Source organism: Marinobacter sp. SS5-14b (assembly GCF_030541005.1).
Classification (GTDB): domain Bacteria; phylum Pseudomonadota; class Gammaproteobacteria; order Pseudomonadales; family Oleiphilaceae; genus Marinobacter.
In genome coordinates this window covers 100,803-118,842 of record NZ_JASSVM010000003.1, presented here as the reverse complement: position 1 = coordinate 118,842, position 18,040 = coordinate 100,803, and the positions used below count along the sequence as shown (strand labels likewise).

Annotated in this window: 16 protein-coding genes; 7 read left to right on the top strand and 9 right to left on the bottom strand. The window is 57.8% G+C overall.

The genetic code is table 11. The annotated features are described in order from the left end of the window. The first annotated feature begins 17 nt into the window (after window positions 1–17). Both QPL95_RS08205 and QPL95_RS08200 read left to right on the top strand, forming a co-directional pair. Window positions 18–683 carry a hypothetical protein gene (locus tag QPL95_RS08205; protein WP_303290497.1) on the top strand — a complete coding sequence of 222 codons (666 nt, stop codon included), beginning with the start codon at window positions 18–20 and terminating at the stop codon, window positions 681–683. A gap of 99 nt (window positions 684–782) precedes the next feature. Next, window positions 783–1,553, top strand: a complete 771-nt coding sequence (locus QPL95_RS08200) for a DUF3750 domain-containing protein (protein WP_303290496.1) — start codon at window positions 783–785, stop codon at window positions 1,551–1,553. A 135-nt stretch (window positions 1,554–1,688) separates the two neighbouring features. On the opposite strand, the gene QPL95_RS08195 is transcribed toward QPL95_RS08200, so the two are convergent. The 3 genes from QPL95_RS08195 to QPL95_RS08185 form a co-directional block, all read right to left on the bottom strand. Continuing rightward, the gene (locus QPL95_RS08195) at window positions 1,689–3,047 is read right to left on the bottom strand and encodes a hypothetical protein (RefSeq protein WP_303290495.1); all 1,359 of its coding nucleotides are present in this window, start codon (window positions 3,045–3,047) and stop codon (window positions 1,689–1,691) included. Window positions 3,048–3,133: 86 nt separating this feature from the next. After that, window positions 3,134–3,445 carry an AzlD family protein gene (locus QPL95_RS08190; protein WP_303290494.1) on the bottom strand — a complete coding sequence of 104 codons (312 nt, stop codon included), beginning with the start codon at window positions 3,443–3,445 and terminating at the stop codon, window positions 3,134–3,136. Continuing rightward, window positions 3,435–4,175, bottom strand: a complete 741-nt coding sequence (locus QPL95_RS08185) for an AzlC family ABC transporter permease (protein WP_303290493.1) — start codon at window positions 4,173–4,175, stop codon at window positions 3,435–3,437. Before QPL95_RS08185 ends, QPL95_RS08190 begins: the two co-directional genes overlap by 11 nt. Before the next feature lie 303 nt (window positions 4,176–4,478). On the opposite strand from QPL95_RS08185, the gene QPL95_RS08180 reads away from it, so the two are divergent. From QPL95_RS08180 to QPL95_RS08170, 3 genes are all read left to right on the top strand, one after another. After that, window positions 4,479–7,991: an indolepyruvate ferredoxin oxidoreductase family protein gene (locus tag QPL95_RS08180; protein ID WP_303290492.1), complete on the top strand. Its 3,513-nt coding sequence runs from the start codon at window positions 4,479–4,481 to the stop codon at window positions 7,989–7,991. 69 nt (window positions 7,992–8,060) lie between these two features. After that, entirely contained in the window at window positions 8,061–9,161 is a 1,101-nt protein-coding gene (locus QPL95_RS08175) for a Glu/Leu/Phe/Val dehydrogenase (RefSeq protein ID WP_303290491.1), read from the top strand. A gap of 92 nt (window positions 9,162–9,253) precedes the next feature. Then, entirely contained in the window at window positions 9,254–10,666 is a 1,413-nt protein-coding gene (locus QPL95_RS08170) for a sodium-dependent transporter (protein WP_303290490.1), read from the top strand. A gap of 19 nt (window positions 10,667–10,685) precedes the next feature. Here QPL95_RS08170 and QPL95_RS08165 read toward each other — a convergent pair whose 3' ends face one another. The 6 genes from QPL95_RS08165 to QPL95_RS08140 all read right to left on the bottom strand — a co-directional run bounded on the left by QPL95_RS08165 (window position 10,686) and on the right by QPL95_RS08140 (window position 16,243). Next, entirely contained in the window at window positions 10,686–11,477 is a 792-nt protein-coding gene (locus tag QPL95_RS08165; RefSeq protein ID WP_303290489.1) for a sulfite exporter TauE/SafE family protein, read from the bottom strand. Window positions 11,478–11,521: 44 nt separating this feature from the next. After that, the gene (locus tag QPL95_RS08160) at window positions 11,522–12,253 is read right to left on the bottom strand and encodes a spermidine synthase (RefSeq protein ID WP_303290488.1); all 732 of its coding nucleotides are present in this window, start codon (window positions 12,251–12,253) and stop codon (window positions 11,522–11,524) included. Between the two features lie 220 nt (window positions 12,254–12,473). Beyond that, a complete protein-coding gene (locus tag QPL95_RS08155; protein WP_303290487.1) occupies window positions 12,474–13,025 on the bottom strand; it encodes a DUF1415 domain-containing protein in 552 nt (183 codons plus the stop codon). Window positions 13,026–13,175: 150 nt separating this feature from the next. Next, complete coding sequence (locus tag QPL95_RS08150) at window positions 13,176–14,762, bottom strand: ABC-F family ATPase (protein WP_303290486.1); 1,587 nt, start codon at window positions 14,760–14,762, stop codon at window positions 13,176–13,178. Window positions 14,763–15,004: 242 nt separating this feature from the next. Then, the gene (locus tag QPL95_RS08145) at window positions 15,005–15,289 is read right to left on the bottom strand and encodes a hypothetical protein (protein WP_303290485.1); all 285 of its coding nucleotides are present in this window, start codon (window positions 15,287–15,289) and stop codon (window positions 15,005–15,007) included. Between the two features lie 750 nt (window positions 15,290–16,039). Continuing rightward, complete coding sequence (locus QPL95_RS08140) at window positions 16,040–16,243, bottom strand: CsbD family protein (RefSeq protein WP_303290484.1); 204 nt, start codon at window positions 16,241–16,243, stop codon at window positions 16,040–16,042. A 325-nt stretch (window positions 16,244–16,568) separates the two neighbouring features. Here QPL95_RS08140 and QPL95_RS08135 point away from each other — a divergent pair, with 325 nt between their 5' ends. After that, window positions 16,569–17,162, top strand: a complete 594-nt coding sequence (locus QPL95_RS08135) for a cation:proton antiporter (protein ID WP_303290483.1) — start codon at window positions 16,569–16,571, stop codon at window positions 17,160–17,162. Window positions 17,163–17,265: 103 nt separating this feature from the next. Further along, window positions 17,266–17,814, top strand: coding sequence for an outer membrane beta-barrel protein (locus QPL95_RS08130; protein ID WP_303290482.1), 549 nt, complete (start codon window positions 17,266–17,268; stop codon window positions 17,812–17,814). The last annotated feature ends 226 nt before the right edge of the window (window positions 17,815–18,040 follow it).

Sequence of the window (18,040 nt, the reverse complement as noted above, 5' to 3'; positions counted from 1 at the left end):
CGACGGGGTCAAACACCATGGACACAGGCCCGCTTTGGAGCATGCTCTCATCCGATAGCGTGCCGCTTGCGCTTGCGACCGTAGCGCTGCTGCTTGCGCTGATTGCCATCACCCTTACTCTGGGCGCACGGCGCCGAAACCAGGCACAGCTGGCGACTCTGCGTGAGCGCTCTGACACACTCTGGCGGGAAGTGGACGACATCCGCGTGGCGCAATTCAATCGCCCCGGAGAACCCGGAGCTCAGGGCGAGAATTCGTTGCTGGACGAAGCGCTCTACCGCACCGAAAAAGAAGCCTATGATCGAATCTGGCCACAAGTTTGGCACCTGCACGAACGGCTGGGTATGTTTCTAAGGGCCGTTGAAGCAGGTGAAGCGACGGGGGAATTGCGACTCGAAGCCCGACATGCCGCCATCGAGGCCAGAAACCTCCTGAACCGCAACCGCCCATTCTGCAGCGAAACCATCGAAGGCCTGACCACCCAGCTGATCGATACCGAGATCAAGGCGCACCTGTCGGCCTGCCAGCATCTGGACCTGCAGAAGGAAGTGACCAGCGCCTCATCCAGTCACGACCGCCGGGTGCTTCAGGACAAATGCCACAGCCTGCACGAGGGTGATGCCCGAGAACTGATCAACCAACTGGCATCATCCATCCGCCGCCGGACCATTCGCAGCTCATAACCGCCAGCCCCTTTTGGAAAGTATTGTTTTCGGGTGATCCGGAACTTACCTGAGTGGGTAGAGTCTCTGTATTCTCCTATCTTTATCAGGAACCCATGAATGAAACGATTTGCCCTATATTCTGGCTGGATTCTCGGCGCGCTCCTGTTACTGCTGTCTGGTCCCATTTTGCTTGCCGCCAGCGGCAGCCAACCAGAACGCAACAGCTGGCAGACCGCAACCCGGGAAAGCGCAGGCATCGCGCCCGACCCGGCACAGGTTCACGAGGCAATCGTACAGGTCTATGGCGCCCGCGCCTGGAGCTGGCGTGGCTATTTTGCGGTGCATACCTGGGTAGCCACCAAGGAGGAAGGTGCTGATCACTTCAAGGTGCATGAGGTGACCGGGTGGCGCCGGCATGTTGTGAACTCGCGCCCGGATGATCCGGACCGACACTGGTACGGCGCAAAGCCGGAACTCTATGCGGATATACGGGGCAAGCAAGCAAAGGCCCTGATCCCCGACATTTACACGGCTGTGGCCTCCTACCCATATGCAACAGAGTACGAAGCCTGGCCCGGCCCCAACAGCAACACCTTTGTGGCCTGGGTCATTCGTGAAACGCCAGATTTGAATGTAGCCTTGCCCAATCATGCCATCGGTAAAGATTATCTCGGCAGCCGGATCGGCGCATCAACGCCGGGCGGTGGGGGTTATCAGCTTTCTCTGGGGGGTTATTTCGGGGTATTGGCGGGAGTGCGCGAAGGCGTGGAGCTCAACATTCTGGGCCTGTCTCTTGGTGTTAACCCTTTGGCCCTTGGCATCAAGCTGCCGGGAATTGGCGAATTGGCTCTGCGCAACACCAATCCGATGTCGGAATCCACTCCGTAGGTTCGGGAGAACCGGTCGGGTGGGCCTTCCCAAAAATGTGCGTAGCCATGGATGGCGGAGCCAAGCGTACACGGACGTATTCACAGCGTTTTTTGGGAAGGCCCACCCGACCGGTTCAGACTCCCAAGCTGCATATCAGAGCTTTGCGAATTCCAGGTAGCGACTGGCCGCCTGCTTCTTCTCATCCTGGCTGTTCAGCAGATGCTGACGTAACCGGTCGATGATATTGAGATAGTCATCCAGCGGGGATTTCTCTTTGTCTTTCCCTTGTGACGCTTCAATGAATTCCTGTTGTTTTTCGCGGATCTCGTTTAGCTTTTCCAGGGCCTTTTGTATGGCTTCAATGCGGGCATCTACCGGACCGGTACCGTCAGAATTACCATTGGAACCTGAATTACCGTTCGAGTTTCCATTACCCACGCCATTGTCGCCGCGAAAACCGAGCGACGTTATCTCTGCCGGAGCCTTCTCCGTGTTCTGCTCAGCCAGATCCAGTTCTTCCAGCGTGCGGACTTCACCATCGGTGGTCAGGTAAATGCCGGACGCTTTAATCTGCCCAAGGGGCACGCCTTGCGGATTAGCCAGAGTGAATCGGTCAGCCGCACTGTCTACATATAATGCCTGCACACCTACCTCATCCAGTGACCGCAGGGCACCGCCGCCGTCGGCCGTTTGTACCCAGACCGACAGGGATTTGAACACTTCGTCGTTAGCGTCGATCCAGCGGTTGCCGTCGTCATCAAAACTGGTCAGTTCACCAAAACCGGAACCGGATTGGGGGCCGAACAGTTCGGAGCCGTCGTCCACTTTGCCGTTACCGTTGCGGTCGAACACCAGGTAGCCACTGCCGGCTCCCAGACTGGCAAACTGGCTGGTCTGGCCGTCGCCGTTCATATCAAATTCAAACAGGGTATCGGTGAGGCGGGCGGTGGAGGCGCCGAAGTTGATCACCAGAGGGTCGGTGAGCGGGCGTTCCTGAATCTGAACCAGTTCGGAGTATTCGTAGGTTCTGGACTGAGACTGGCGCAGAGACAGGGTGAAATCGATGGTCTCACCATTCTCAAGGCTGATGCTGCCGGTTGACGCAAAACTGCGGCTTTCGCTCTCCGAGTAGAACATATACTTGCCTGCTGTCACCGACAAGCTGCCCTGGGCTTCGCCTACGGCGTCGCCCCCCAGTGCCGCACGGCTGACGGTCAGGGCTTGCTGGCCCAGGAGAAACAAATCGGCGGATTTCTCGATCAGTTCGGCGCTGGAAAAGGTAGCGGTGCGGTTATCGCCGTTGACCTGGCTTGCGCCGCTGAACGCCAGTTGTTCCTGGCTGCTGTAGCGATACGCCGCCTGCCGGAACAGCGACAATTCAGTCGCACCTGCCTGCTGTCCCTGTTGGGGCAAGCCGCCATTTTGCTGGATGATGCGCAGCTGGCTGCTGTCCATCGCCGAAACCTGGCGGGTGCTGTTCTGAAACAGGGAAATCTGACTGGATGAAATCATGGTTTGGCGCCTCCACTAACCTGACGCGGTTAACGGCACCAAACCGGAAAACTTGAGTGGTTTTTAATCAACCCTGAATCAAAACGTTACCCGAAATAACGCACCAGGGCGGCGGCCAGAAGGCCGATGGCAATGGCCGGCAACGGCTTGCGGAGCATCAGCATCGACACCCCGGTCGCGACCAGTGCGGCCAGGGCACCGAGATCACCGGATACCGCCATGGGCACAATGATCGCGATCAGCACCGAGCTGGCCATGGTGTTGATAAAGCTTTCAATCCGGGGACTGATACGCAGGAACGACATGATGAACACGCCACCAAAGCGGGTCACCAGAGTGGTCAGGGTCATGATGGCAATCAGCCCCAGTACGCCCAGGGTGGTGGTTTCAATGGCCATGATCACCCTCCGCCTCTGGCTGTTTTTCCTGAGGCTTTGGTTCCAGCCAGAACAAACCGATGACACCACCGGCAAGCGCGCCCACCACCACGTGCATATTGGGCGGCAACCATTTCCAGGCCGCCAGCGAGGCTACGCCGGCAACCAGCCAGGCCACCAGCACCCGCGGTGATTTCTTGCCACCCAGCGCCATGGCAAACAGGAAGCAACCCAGCACCATATCCAGCCCCAAAGCCTTCGGATTCTGCAACAGGCCGCCGAAATACACGCCCAACGCCGTGCCGGCGATCCAGGCCAGCCAGAGCACCAGGCCGCCGCCAAGAATCACCTCAAGGTTGCGCCGGCCATTCTGATAATCCTGGGCCGACACCGCCCAGTTGGCATCGGTCAGCAGTAACAGCAGTCCGTATCGCCGGCCTGTTGGCACGTCTTTCAGCATAGGATAAAGCGAGGCACCCATCAGCAGGTGCCGGGAGTTGATTGCAAAAACCACCGCCATCATCGGCAGCACAGACACCTGCGCGCCCCACATATCAACCGCCGCAAACTGCGAGGCGCCGGCAAACACAGTGGTACTCATAAGAATGGCTTCAAGCGGCGACAGGCCTTTCTGGATCGCCGCCAAACCAAAGGCAGCACCAAACGCCACCACAAACAATGAGATGGGTAATAAACGAAGAAACTCGAGGCGCACATTGCGCGACTGAAACTGGTATGGGTATGCAGGCATCTATTGAACTTATGACGTAACGCACAAAAACGCGAATAGGTATTAACCGTGACCCGGAAAATTTTTATACCGCAAGCTCAACCAGTTACATGAGGTAATCATATTTAAAGCCAGATGGAGCAATCGCCGCTTGTTGACGTTCACGTAAACTTGATCTAGCTTGTTTTCTGTCCAGCCCCACAAGGGCATCCCGGCCAATCCTTCGGGACGGACACTGAAATCGACACGCCGGTCAAAAGCCGGAACGACAAAAACAAGATGAGCCTACCGCCGAGATCCGGCCAGGTGGGAGAGGATTTCAAAATGTCTGATCTTTCACGCACCCTAACGGGGCTGCGTCCTGTCAGCCTTGACGACGTCTGGGAAAAAGACACCGGCTCTGTCTACATGAACGGCAGCCAGGCTCTTGCAAGACTCCCGCTACTCCAAGCCCAACTCGACCAGCAGAACGGACTGAACACCGCAGGATTTATCTCCGGTTACCGCGGTTCGCCCCTGGGTGGGTTCGACAAAGTCCTCTGGAAAGCCCGCGACTACCTCAGCAAAAAGAACATCCACTTCCTGCCTGGCGTAAACGAAGACCTCGGCGCCACCGCCGTCTGGGGCAGCCAGCAGGTGAATATTTTTGAAGGCGCCAAATACGACGGCGTATTCGCCCTCTGGTACGGCAAGGGCCCCGGTGTTGACCGCACCGGCGATGTGTTCAAACACGCCAACGCCGCTGGCACCTCCCGTTTTGGCGGTGTGCTGGCCGTCGCCGGCGATGACCATGCCTGCAAATCGTCCACCCTGCCCCATCAAAGCGACTACGGCTTCATGGATGCTTCCATGCCGGTTCTGAACCCGGCCGGGATTCAGGACATTCTGGATATGGGCCTCTATGGCTGGGCCATGTCCCGCTTCAGCGGCTGCTGGATCGGCTTCAAGGCACTGGCGGAGAACATGGATTCGTCCATTTCTGCCAATCTCGATCTCGGCCGCATCAACATCCGCATTCCCCGGGATTTCCAGATGCCCGAAGGCGGACTGAACTCGCGCTGGCCAGACAAGCCCATGGCGCAGGAAGAACGCCTGCAACGCTACAAGCTGGAAGCCGCCAAAGCCTTCTGCCGGGCCAACCGGCTGGACCACACCGTACTCTCCGCCAGCCGTCCAAGGCTTGGCATTATCACCACGGGCAAGGCCTACCTGGACGTTATTCAGGCTTTAGCAGACCTTGGCCTGGGCGAGGACGAGCGCGAGGCCATTGGCCTGGCCGTTTACAAGGTCGCGATGCCGTGGCCACTGGAGCCCGAGGGCATTTTCGAGTTCGCCACCGGTCTGGAAGAAATCTTGGTCGTTGAAGAAAAGCGCGGCCTGATTGAAGATCAGCTCAAGGCTCAGCTCTATGGCTGGCAGGATGCCAGGCGTCCCAACGTCATTGGTAAGCGGGATGAGCAGGGCAACGACCTGCTGCCCACCATCGCCGAACTGACACCCGCCATGGTGGCCCGCGCCATCGCCTCACGGCTGGACGGCCGCTACTGCAACGACACGCTGCAGAAGCGGCTCGACTTCCTGACCGAGAAAGAAAACAGCCTTGCCAGCCCCCGGGAGCGACTGGAGCGCACGCCGCACTTCTGCTCCGGCTGCCCCCACAACACCTCGACCCAGGTACCGGAGGGCAGTCGCGCCCTGGGCGGTATTGGCTGCCATTACATGGCCACCTGGATGGAGCGAGGCACCGACACCTTCACCCAGATGGGCGGCGAAGGCGTCACCTGGCTGGGCCAGGCACCGTTCACTCACCAGAAGCACGTGTTCCAGAATCTCGGCGACGGCACCTATTTTCATTCCGGCGTACTGGCCATTCGTGCCGCCATCGCTTCCGGTGCCAACATCACCTACAAGATCCTGTACAACGACGCCGTAGCCATGACCGGCGGCCAGCCGGTAGACGGCACCCTCACCGTGCAGCAGATCAGTCACCAGCTCTATGGCGAAGGCGTGCGCCGCATTGCCGTGGTCAGTGACGATATTGACAAATACCCGTCCCGAGCCGACTTCGCCGACCGCACCACCTTTCACGATCGCGACGATCTGGATGCAGTGCAGCGGGAGTTGCGCGACATCGAGGGCTGTTCGGTGATCATCTACGACCAGACCTGCGCCGCCGAGAAACGCCGCCGTCGCAAACGCGGCACCATGGCCGACCCGGAACAGCGGGTGATGATTCACTCCGACGTGTGCGAGGGCTGCGGTGATTGCGGCATTCAATCCAATTGCCTGTCGATCCTGCCCAAGGAAACCGACGCGGGGCGCAAACGCACCATTGACCAGTCCTCATGCAACAAGGACTTCTCTTGCGTGCGCGGGTTCTGCCCCAGTTTTGTCACCGTCAAGGGCGGAAAACTGAAGAAGCCGGCCGGTGTGCGATCGGATGTGGATTTCCCGACGCCGCCCGAACCCACACCGGTTTCCGGCAACAACCCTTACAGCATTCTGCTGACGGGCGTGGGCGGCACCGGGGTAGTAACCGTCAGCGCATTGCTGGGTATGGCGGCGCATCTTGAAGGTAAAGGCGTGTCGGTACTCGATCAAGCCGGCCTGGCCCAGAAATTCGGTGCGGTGGTCAGCCATATTCGCATCAGCGATCATCAGGAAGACATTCATGCCGTGCGCATTCCCGCTGGCGAGGCGGACCTGATGCTGGCGTTTGATCTGATGGTCGCCGCCACCGATGACGCCCTGGCCAAGCTGGACACCCGCTTCTCCCGCGCGGTGGTCAACGCCGAACCGTCTATGCCCGCGGCCTTCACCCGAGACCCAGACATTCAGTTCCCCGGTGAGTCCATGCAGCAGAGTGTGCGGGAAGCCTGCCGCACCGACGACAGCTGGTTCCTCGACGCCGGCGGCCTGGCCAAGGCACTGATGGGCGATGGCATGGCGGTCAACCTGTTCACCGTGGGCTTCGCCTATCAACAGGGCCTGCTGCCCTTGAGCGCTGAAGCCATCGAGCGGGCCATCGAACTGAACAACGTGTCCATCGACAAAAACAAACAGGCATTTCTCTGGGGCCGCCGAGCTGCCCATGACCTGGACAAGGTCAACGCCCTGGCTTTTCCGAAGCCCAAAGGCGCCGGGGTGCAAACGGTTCAGGTGATGGAAACCACCGATCAGCTGATCGAGCGCAACAAAGCGCACCTCACCGAGTATCAGAACGGAGCCCTGGCCAAACGCTACGAAACTCTGGTTCGCCATGCCGAGCAAACCATTACCAAAAGGCTGGGCCGGGACCCGATGCTGCTCCGGGCGATCGCCGAAAACTACGCCAAAGTGTTGGCGTACAAGGATGAATACGAGGTGGCCCGGCTGTTCAGCAACGGCAGCCTGCGCAAGCAGCTTGAAGCAGAGTTTGAAGGTGAGGTGGAACTGGAATTCAATCTTGCCCCACCGCTGCTGAGCCGCAGCAAAAACGGTGAACGCCCCAGAAAACTCAAATTCGGCCCCTGGATGGAAACCGCGTTCGCGCTACTGGCAAAAGCCCGGAGCCTGCGGGGCACTCCGCTGGACCCCTTCGGTTACACCGCCGATCGCCGGCTGGAGCGCAAGATCATTCGGGAATACGAAGCGGATGTGGCTTTTCTGCTGAAACACCTGAACCAGGATCAGGCCAACGCGGCCCGTAACCTCGCCACGCTGCCCGCGAAAATTCGTGGCTATGGCCCGGTGAAAGAGCACGCCTACCAGGCAAGCCGCAAGGAGCGCAGCCAACTGCTTGCAGAACTGAACCCGAATGCCCGGGCTCATCAGCGGATCGCCAACGCCGCCGTCTGACCAAAACAACAAACAGCCACGGCAGGCCTCACAAGGGTAGCCGTGGCCATCGAAGAGAGGCAAAACGCCATGAACGTATTCAGCCATCCCGAGTTTGACAACCACGAACACCTGTCGTTTTTCTGTGATCCGGAAACCGGTCTGAAAGCCATCGTCGCTATCCACAATACCTCACGGGGCCCTGCCCTTGGCGGTTGCCGGATGTTTCCCTATACCTCCGATGAAGAAGCCCTGCGCGATGTATTGCGCCTGTCCCGGGGCATGACCTACAAATCCGCGCTCGCCAATCTCGACCTGGGTGGCGGCAAATCGGTGATCATCGGCGACCCTCGCAAAGACAAAACCGACGCGCTAATGCAAGCCATGGGCCGACACCTGGAAAGCCTGGGCGGCCAATACATCGCCGCCGAGGACTCCGGCACCAGCGTGCCGGATCTCAAGGTGATGGGCCAGCACACCAGGCACGTAGCCGGCATTGCGGCCCGCACTGGCTTTGATGGCAAGCCCAGCAACGGCGACCCCTCCCCGGCCACCGCGTACGGCACCTTTATTGGCCTGCAAGCTGCGGTTCAGCACAAGCTGGGCAGAACCGATCTCACCGGTTTGAAAGTCGCCATCCAGGGCATTGGCAACGTCGGATACCGGCTCGCCCAACACCTTAAACACGCCGGGGCGGAGCTCTGGGTCTATGACATCCACGAAGACAACATGCGCCGGGCGGTAGAACAATTGGGCGCAAAACCGGCGACCGCCGAAGACATTCTGTACCTGCCCGTCGATGTGGTCGCACCCTGCGCCATGGGCGCGGTATTGAACGACGACAGCATCCCGCAGCTCAGGGCCACCATTGTCGCCGGCGCAGCCAACAACCTGCTCGCACACCCAAGGCATGACGCCATGCTGCAAGAGCGCGGCATTCTCTATGCCCCGGACTTCGCCATCAACGCCGGGGGCATCATCGATGTGTTCTACGAGCGCACCGGTGCGACACCGGACACGGTGCGCGCCCATGTTGAACGCATTGGCGACACCCTGACCGAAATTTTCAATCGTTCCGACCGAGCGGCCCGCCCGACCGGAGCCATCGCCAATGAACTGGCCGAGGAACGGTTTCAAAAGCATACCGCGGGTGCCGGGCTGGCGCCTGAGCGGTTGGCATGCGCCGGGTAACCTGACTCCGGCGCGCCTTCCTGGGTAGCTGTAAAGGTTTGCAGCTACCCCTTTTTAATTCCTGACAACAACAAGTACCGCAGGAGATTGTCATGTCTGTCACGTCATCAGGTTCGGCCACCTTTTCAGGTGAGCTTGAAGGTTCCAACGCCAAACGCGGCCTCTGGTCGTCACGCCTTGCTTTTATCCTTGCCGCTACGGGCTCTGCCGTAGGCCTGGGCAATATCTGGAAGTTCCCCTATGTTACCGGCGAGAACGGCGGCGGAGCCTTTGTTCTGGTGTACCTGCTCTGCATCGCCATCGTCGGCATTCCCATCATGATGGCGGAAGTCATGATCGGCCGCCGTGGTGGCCGCAGCCCGGTTAACAGCCTGCGCCTGATTACCGAACGCGACCGGCTGAAACCGGCCTGGAAACTGGTGGGCGTGGTGGGCGTTCTGGCCGGCTTCCTGATTCTTTCGTTCTATTCGGTGATCGGCGGCTGGGCCATTTCCTACGTCGGCACCACCGCCAGCGGCCAACTCGCCGGCCAGTCGGCCGAGACGGTTGGCGCGATCTTCTCAGGACTGCTCAGCGATCCGGCCACCCTGCTGACCTGGCACACCCTGTTCATGGCGCTGGTAATGGTCGTGGTTGCCAGAGGTGTGCGGTCCGGGCTGGAGCGGGCAGTGAGTATTCTGATGCCCGCGTTGTTCGTTCTGCTGCTGATCGTCGTGGGCTATGCCATGACCACCGGGCACTTTGGCCAGGCCGCGGCCTTCCTGTTCCAGCCTGACTTCTCCAAACTCACCACCTCCGGCATTCTGGTCGCCCTCGGCCATGCGTTCTTTACTCTGAGCCTCGGTATGGCGGTGATGATGGCTTATGGCTCCTATTTGCCCAAAAACATCTCCATCGCCAAAACCTCCATTACCGTATCCGTCATCGATACCGGGGTTGCGCTGCTCGCGGGCCTCGCCATCTTCCCGATTGTCTTTGCCAACGGTCTCGAGCCCGGCGCCGGCCCCGGATTGATCTTCCAGACCCTACCGCTGGCCTTTGGCCAGATGCCCATGGGTGCGCTGTTTGGGACTCTATTCTTTGTGCTGCTGGTGTTTGCTGCCTGGACGTCGGGGATTTCGCTCCTGGAGCCGATTGTGGAATGGCTGGAAGAGCAGAAAGGCATGAACCGCACCGTCAGCACCATCGCGGCCGGCACTGTCTGCTGGGCCCTGGGCATTGCCTCGATCCTGTCCCTGAATCTGTGGGCGGATTTCGCTCCGCTGGGCTTCGTGCCCATGCTCGAAGGCAAGACCATCTTCGACCTGCTGGACTTCTTCACCGCTAACATCCTGCTTCCGTTAGGCGGCTTGCTGGTTGCCCTGTTCGCAGGCTGGGTGATGTCGCGCCAGGCCATGGAGAACGAGCTGTCTTTGTCACCGGCGATGTTCAACCTGTGGTTTGTAACCGTGCGCTTCATTACCCCGGTGGCGGTTGCTGTGGTGTTTATCTACAACCTGCTGTAAACGGGCATCGGCGGGCGAGTCAGCCCGCCAACCCCCGCCACAATCCCAATGAACTCACAACCAGCAGTACAACACCCAGAAACCGGAAAAACATCCGGGGTTCAGACTTAAGCATGTGGTCGTGGAACCACAACCCCAACATATGCCCTACGGCGGCACATGGCAGCAGCCACAGGTGATGAATCAGCTGCAGGTCAATGCCCGCCCAGATGAACGCGGCCATCTTGATTGTCACCAGAATGAACCAGAGCGCAAACAAGGTGTCCCTTAAACGCTCTTTCGGAAGATGCTGGGCCACTACCGCAATGATCAACGGGGCCCCGATCAGCGAGGTACCACTGATATAGCCGCCCAACATCAAAAACACCGTGTCCACAAAGGGGCTTTTGCTGCGAAAAGGCCTGTTGAGGATGTAAGAGACGGCGTACACCGAAACAATCACGAAAATGATCGAGCTCATCACCGCTGATGGCAGGGTAATCAGACCGAACACTCCGATCAGTTTGGGCACGATCATGATGGCGAGAATTTTTCGCAGGTAGGTCCAGTCCACCGTGCCCTCAGGCCGGACACCATCACCCGGTGCACTCGGGACCGCACGCCTGCGATTGTTCATCCAGATGGTCAGGGAGGAGAACACCAGCAGGTGTACCGAAATGATCGGCAAATACACCAATGGATCGTTATGGATCAGCAACAGAAATGGCAGCGACAGCACCGCACCGCCGAACGCCAGCCCGGAGCGAACGAAACCGCTCCAGACAAACACCAGCGCAATCAGCAGATACTGGGTCAAGGAAAGTTCAGTCATTAACAGGTCACATATCGACGAATCAGGCGAGGGACGAAGGAGTATCAGTCCGGCTTGCGGGCCACGTAGACGGTATTGAACGATTCCCGGTTCTGGAACGGGTTAAAGAAGCTTACAACGTGGCAGTCTACCTCAATGAACACCTCCCTCAACACGGCCATGAACTCCTCATCTTCACCTTCGTTGGACCACATGGCAAAAATCCCCCGGGGCTTCAGTTGCCGGGCCATCAGTCTGATGTTGTGTGTGGTGTAAAAGCTGGCACTGGAGTCGTGCAGCAGGGCCCGGGGCGAGTGGTCGATGTCGAGCAGGATGGCGTCGAATTGTTTGCCAGGGGCTGCTGGGTCAAAGCCGCCGGTTTTGGGGTCGGCAATGGCCATGTCGAAGAAGCTGCCATGGATGTAGCGGCTGCGCGGGTCGGCATTAAGGTCTTTGCCGAGGGGCACGAACTCCTGCTGGTGCCAGCCGATGACGGGCTGCAGGTATTCGACAACGAGCAGTTCGCTAACACGTGGGTGTTTGAGCGCCGCAACGGCGGTGTAGCCGAGGCCCAGACCACCCACCACAACGCACAGGTTGTCGCCTTCGGTTTCTGCCAGCCCGAGGTCTGACAGGGCCACTTCGGCATCCACGAACATGCTGGACATGAGGAACTCTTCGCCCAGCTTTACTTCGTAGATGTCGCGGTCACCCAGTGCCGGAATCTTGCGGCGGCGCAACGTGATTTCCCCGATCACCGAGGGTTGGCTGTCAATTTGTTCGAAAAGCAGTCCCATTGGCTCTCGCTCTTATATTTGGTCTGGATTGCGGGCAAGGTTCTAGTTCGGAGTTTCTTACTCCAAGCCGTCTAGTCTGTGCGGTCACGGTTGGGGAGGCGCTTTCAAAACACGCTCCTTCGGCCCATCCCTGGGGCGCTTGGGCTCCGCCATCCATGGCTCCGCACAGTTTTGAAAGCGCCTCCCCAACCGTTCCTCTCTATTATTTTGCCGGCCGCCCTTAAACTGAACTCTTAAGGCATGCCGTAAGAATACTCCGCATCTTATCCGCACCAAGCTCATTCATCAGCGCGATGTTTCGGTCGGGAATGCCATCCACGTCCGGATAACTGTCAATCGCCGCCTCAAGACTCGCTTCCCGCAACAAGTGCAGCATTGGGTATGGAGAACGATTGGTGTAATTCTCCGCCGCATCTGTCTCGGTCTCGGCAAACTGGTAGTCCGGGTGAAAACTGGCGACCTGATAAACCCCTTCCAGCTCGAGATACGCCACCAGGCCTTCGGCGGTGTCCAGAAACTCGTTGTAGGTCTCAAAGTCCTGCAACACACCCGGATGAATCAACAGCGTGGTCTCGATATCCGGTTCGTCTTCAAGGCGCTGCAACTCGGCATGCAGGGCTTTCAGTAAATCGTCTTCGTTCGCCGCGTCCGTCACCACAAAGCGAACCCGGTCTTTCACCAGCTCCCGCTTCGCAAACGGGCAAAGGTTATAGCCAACCACAACGTCTTCAACCCATTTGCGGGTAACATTCACAATTTGAGCTTCGCTCATCTTCATTTCCTTAATTCAGTCGACGCCCACTCAAAAGCATGAGCGGGCGTGTGGGTAGAGCCTTCCAAAACTGTGCGGAGCCATGGATGGCTCTACCCACACGCCCGCCGGCACCCAAGTGGAGATGAGGCCGGGCTACCAAGCTAAAGCTTAGAAGTAACCCTGACTCCGAAGATAGTCATCATAGGTACCACTGAAGTCGGTAATGCCATCCGGCTTCAACTCGATGATCCGAGTCGCCAGCGAAGACACAAACTCCCGGTCATGGCTGACGAAGATCAGCGTGCCCGGATAGTTCTCCAACGCCAGGTTCAGCGCCTCGATGGACTCCATATCCAGGTGGTTGGTGGGCTCATCCATCAGCATCACGTTCGGCCGTTGCAGAATCAGCTTGCCGAACAGCATGCGACCCTGCTCACCACCCGAAATCACCCGTACCGATTTACCGATGTCATCGCCGGAAAACAGCATCCGACCCAAGGTACCACGCACCAGCTGCTCGCCACCGGTGGTCCACTGCGCCATCCAGTCAGACAACGTATCGTCCTGGGCAAAGTCTGCCGTGTGATCCTGGGCGAAATACCCCACTTGCGCACTGTCGGGCCATTTCACCTCACCGCTGTCCGGCTCGTAGGCTCCGGCCAGACACTGCAACAGCGTGGTTTTACCAATACCGTTGGGGCCGATAATCGCCACGCGCTCGCCGGCCTCAATCTGCAGATTCAGGTTCTTGAACAGAGGGCCTTCATCGAACCCCTTGGTCAGACCGTGCAGCGTCACCGCCTGGCGATGTAGCTTCTTGTGCTGTTCAAAGCGGATAAACGGGCTTACCCGGCTGGAGGGTTTGACCTCTTCCAGCTGGATCTTGTCGATCTGCCGGGCACGGGACGTTGCCTGCTTGGCCTTGGAAGCGTTGGCGGAGAACCGGCTGACAAACTGCTGCAGCTCGGCGATCTGGGCCTTCTTCTTGGCATTGTCTGACAGCATGCGCTCGCGGGCCTGGGTGGCGGCGGTCATGTATTCGTCGTAGTTGCCCGGGAACAGGCGCAGCTCACCATAATCCAGATCCGCCATGTGCGTGCAAACGCTGTTCAGGAAGTGACGGTCGTGAGAGATGATGATCATGGTGCTGTTACGGGCAACCAGAATGCTTTCCAGCCAACGGATGGTGTTGATGTCCAGGTGGTTGGTGGGCTCATCCAGCAGCAGCACGTCCGGGTCTGAAAACAGGGCCTGGGCCAGCAATACGCGCAGCTTCCAGCCGGGAGCCAAGGCGCTCATGGGGCCATTGTGCTGTTCCAGCGGAATGTCCAGGCCCAGCAGCAGTTCGCCGGCACGGGATTCGGCGGTGTAGCCATCCATCTCGGCAAACTCCACTTCCAGGTCCGCGACCGCCATGCCGTCTTCTTCGCTCATTTCCGGCAGGGAATAAATGCGGTCACGTTCTTTTTTTACGTGCCACAGATCTTCATGCCCCATGATCACGGTATCGATCACCGTGCAGTCTTCATAGGCGAACTGGTCCTGGCGCAATTTACCCAGGCGAACGTTTGGCTCCAGCATAACCTGGCCGGCAGAAGGCTCCAGGTCGCCACCCAGGATCTTCATAAGGGTGGACTTGCCGCAGCCGTTGGCGCCGATCAGGCCGTAACGATTACCGCTGCCAAATTTGGCAGACACGTTTTCAAACAGGGGCTTGGCCCCGAATTGCATGGTGATATTGGCAGTGGAGATCAAGAAAGGAACCTATCAACGTGAGGGCCGGCACCGCGCCGGCAAAAGAAAGCCGGCATTGTACAGGTTTGCACGCAAGACTGTGAGGCCGTAGAAGCACAGACAGGCAGTGCAACCACAAACTGGCCGAGTATAGCCGGAGTATGGTGTTATCGATCCGAAGTGTGATCTCCAGCTTTTAAACAAAAGCGAACGTTCGAGTCAGGTCTTTCCTCGGTCATCCTAATTGTCGCCGAACACCCCCGCTAACGCTGCCGCACCATCTCGCCCCACGGGCTGTCAAAGTTGCCATTTTCAAGGCGCGTCAGCACCACCCTTCCCTCCGGCGTAACCAACTTAATCTCGTTATCGGCAACCTCATAATCAAAATCGACAGCCTGATCAAAAAAACCAATCATCCGCACAGTTCCATCGCCATCAAAAATGAACTCAAAGCCCGATTGGTCAGCCACATAGGTGCCTTCAATACCCGGCCCGGAATCGCAGCCTGCCAGTAGAAACGCCAGCCCGAGTGTATATAGCGTTCTCATAAATCCCCCTACCCAGAGCCATCATAACTAAATACCTATGCACCACCCGTACCTTTTCCGAAAAGCACTTTACAGGCCACCGGTTACCGAGGTTCCAGAGGGGCTTTCCGGGGGTAAACGTAAAAAAAGCTGACAATACAAGCAAGCAACAAGCCAGTGCCTGTTTGGCCTTGTTGGAATTCAGGAAATAATCATACAGCGCCGCCTTCATGAAGCAGTTTCTGGAGTTAACACCCCTTAGTGATAAAAAGCCCACAACTAGCGCAGTTACCAAGATCCCCGCATAAAGCATAATGCCTGAGTAGACCATGATCCCTCTCACTGATAGCGCACAGTGCACCTTCTAGATGCTCTGTGCGGACCTGGCATCAGGGGCCAAGCGAGTCCCGGGTTCAACCGTTGACTTGTGCCCCTCTCAATCCGTCTCGGCTTAGCGAAAACCGAGGAAGGAGAGAATTGCCAGAACGATAACGACTGCACCAACGATATAAACGATATTGTTCATAAGTGATGACCTTTTCTAGAACCTGTAATTTTGGTTGCGCCGCGTTCCCTGCGGCGGATGATGCAACTCCCTGTACTGGCTGATCCATTGCCACATCGGAATTTAGATTGAGGTATCCGCGTTGTCGGGTCTGTACGCTGGCCCACAGAGCGGAAGAAAAATGCTGGCACGTATGGTTTGGTCGTTGAAATGCTGCCTGCGAAACAAGCCTGCAGGCAGCTAAATTAACGCAGGGTCCGGGTCTATCAGCGTTTGGAGAGTTGTTCGAAGTCTTTGATTTGCTTTTCCGCTTCGTCTCTGGTGACGCCATAAGCTTGCTGAATCTCGCCGGATAGCTGTTCACGCCGGCCAGCAATCTCATCGAGGCGGTCATCCGTTAGCTTACCCCATTGCTCTCTCACCTTGCCCTTCAGTTCTTTCCAGTTGCCTTCGATGGTGTCCTTGTTCATATCAGCTCCTTTGGCCCTCTGGCCAGACAATCGGTTCATGTGACGGTGGCCCATTTCGAGACAGAGCCTGTGCCACCGGTGTTTCATCGTGCGTAGAAACCGGGCCACGGTCTGTGCGTTAACAAACACAGCCCGGTTCAGGTGTGGTAGCGCACAGAGGCCGGACCTGCGTCTCTGGCGAATTAGTGACGAACTGCTTGGAAGATGGGTTCTTAAGGACGTCTTGTCGTCAACGGTGTCGGCCACTGTGGTCGGGCTTTTGACGGGTCGGTTGCTGGCTCAGCTTGTGCGAGGGCATCGATCCCTCGAGAGAACGGTTCCTTTGTTGGACGATTTCCTTGGTCTTGGACTAATTGGCCTGACCTATGGCGTATGCCTGCTGATCAATGCCTGGGTATTTTTGTTACCGCCATTTCCCTGCGACAATCCGAAATCACTCTGGCTAGGGATGAAGAATCTAACCAGCGCCGGTGTGCGTCTTCAGCCTCTTGAGCGCTTGTCCGAACTGGTCTTGGTGGTCTTGGTGGGTGGCATGTTGTTTACCGACTCCTGGAGCCTACGGGCTGTAAGCCTGGGGTTATTTTTTTTGGTTGTTCTGCCGGTCAGCGTATTTCTTGGTTTGCTTTGCTCTGGAGCACCTTGGCGGTTGCAGATGCTGGTGGGCTGGTTCGGGGTTCGGGGAACCAGTTCTCTCTACTATTTGATGTTCGCCGTTGTTTTCGGCCTGCCGGAAGAGCTGGCCCTGGAGCTTACCCATATCACGCTGGTGGTCGTTGTACTCTCGATAATCATTCACGGGTTGACCGTCAAACCGATGATGACCCGGTGGTGGGGGGCCCTGAAAGCCTTTCTTCACCCTGTGTGTGCTTGCGTACAGACAGCGCAGCTGTCCAAACCTGATCCTGGGAAGGTGGGCTAGCACCGAATCGACGTTACACCATTCGCTGCGCCACAACCCGCGTCCGATCTTCATTGACGCATTATGGAAATGCAATCTGAGTAATGTAAGCAAGGAGCTTCTCATGATCAGAATCAAGACTGCTGCGATCACTTTATGTCTTCTGGGTGCCTTGCCCCTGGAGGTATCTGCACAATCCGCCGAGTTTGGCCCGCGCGAGGGCGACCGTGAACTATCCCTCTCCGGAACAGGCAGCAACGACCGGGACTTTAACAGCGGAAGCTTCGGTGTGACCGGTGACTTGGGCTGGTATTTACGGAAGGATTTCGTCGCCGGTATTCGCCAGAGTCTCAATTACGCCGATATTGAAGGCGAGGGCGTCAATGATGATTTCTGGAATGGCTCAACTCGGGGCTACCTCGACTATCAGTTCCTTGACGATCGGGCCCGCCCCTTTGTCGGCGCGAGTCTAGGCGGCATTTATGGTGATGGCGTCAAGGATAGCGCCTTTGCTGGCCTTGAAGCCGGGTTAAAGTACTATGTGCAGACCAAGACCTATTTCCTGGCGCGCGCCGAGTACCAGTTCCTGTTCAGTGACACCGACGATGCCACGGACGCGTTCCAGGATGACGGCATTTGGGCCTATACCGTGGGCCTGGGTTATAACTTCTGAACAAGGTTACAGTGCTGATTCGGTAAGATCGTAGGTCTCCGTGTCGCCACCAAAGCGAACATTTGCCTTTCCATGATTTCGAAATTCAAGCGGGATGCAGCCTATTAGCTATTAGTGCAGCGGTGATAGGGGTAAGTTTGGATTTGTTCGCTGAAAACGCAACCTGCGCTGGTGGCAGCGTCACCACCTCCTCAATCTCGTTATTACTGAGCAGCGTTTCGAAAAA

What these genes read in the sequence shown, in the direction of transcription:
- QPL95_RS08160 (WP_303290488.1), bottom strand. Translation starts at nt 12,253, where the DNA reads ATGGGACTGCTTTTCGAACAAATTGACAGCCAACCCTCGGTGATCGGG.
- QPL95_RS08140 (WP_303290484.1), bottom strand. Translation starts at nt 16,243, where the DNA reads ATGAACAAGGACACCATCGAAGGCAACTGGAAAGAACTGAAGGGCAAG.
- QPL95_RS08145 (WP_303290485.1), bottom strand. Translation starts at nt 15,289, where the DNA reads ATGAGAACGCTATATACACTCGGGCTGGCGTTTCTACTGGCAGGCTGC.
- QPL95_RS08180 (WP_303290492.1), top strand. Translation starts at nt 4,479, where the DNA reads ATGTCTGATCTTTCACGCACCCTAACGGGGCTGCGTCCTGTCAGCCTT.
- QPL95_RS08185 (WP_303290493.1), bottom strand. Translation starts at nt 4,175, where the DNA reads ATGCCTGCATACCCATACCAGTTTCAGTCGCGCAATGTGCGCCTCGAG.
- QPL95_RS08205 (WP_303290497.1), top strand. Translation starts at nt 18, where the DNA reads ATGGACACAGGCCCGCTTTGGAGCATGCTCTCATCCGATAGCGTGCCG.
- QPL95_RS08130 (WP_303290482.1), top strand. Translation starts at nt 17,266, where the DNA reads ATGATCAGAATCAAGACTGCTGCGATCACTTTATGTCTTCTGGGTGCC.
- QPL95_RS08200 (WP_303290496.1), top strand. Translation starts at nt 783, where the DNA reads ATGAAACGATTTGCCCTATATTCTGGCTGGATTCTCGGCGCGCTCCTG.
- QPL95_RS08165 (WP_303290489.1), bottom strand. Translation starts at nt 11,477, where the DNA reads ATGACTGAACTTTCCTTGACCCAGTATCTGCTGATTGCGCTGGTGTTT.
- QPL95_RS08155 (WP_303290487.1), bottom strand. Translation starts at nt 13,025, where the DNA reads ATGAGCGAAGCTCAAATTGTGAATGTTACCCGCAAATGGGTTGAAGAC.
- QPL95_RS08175 (WP_303290491.1), top strand. Translation starts at nt 8,061, where the DNA reads ATGAACGTATTCAGCCATCCCGAGTTTGACAACCACGAACACCTGTCG.
- QPL95_RS08190 (WP_303290494.1), bottom strand. Translation starts at nt 3,445, where the DNA reads ATGGCCATTGAAACCACCACCCTGGGCGTACTGGGGCTGATTGCCATC.
- QPL95_RS08170 (WP_303290490.1), top strand. Translation starts at nt 9,254, where the DNA reads ATGTCTGTCACGTCATCAGGTTCGGCCACCTTTTCAGGTGAGCTTGAA.
- QPL95_RS08195 (WP_303290495.1), bottom strand. Translation starts at nt 3,047, where the DNA reads ATGATTTCATCCAGTCAGATTTCCCTGTTTCAGAACAGCACCCGCCAG.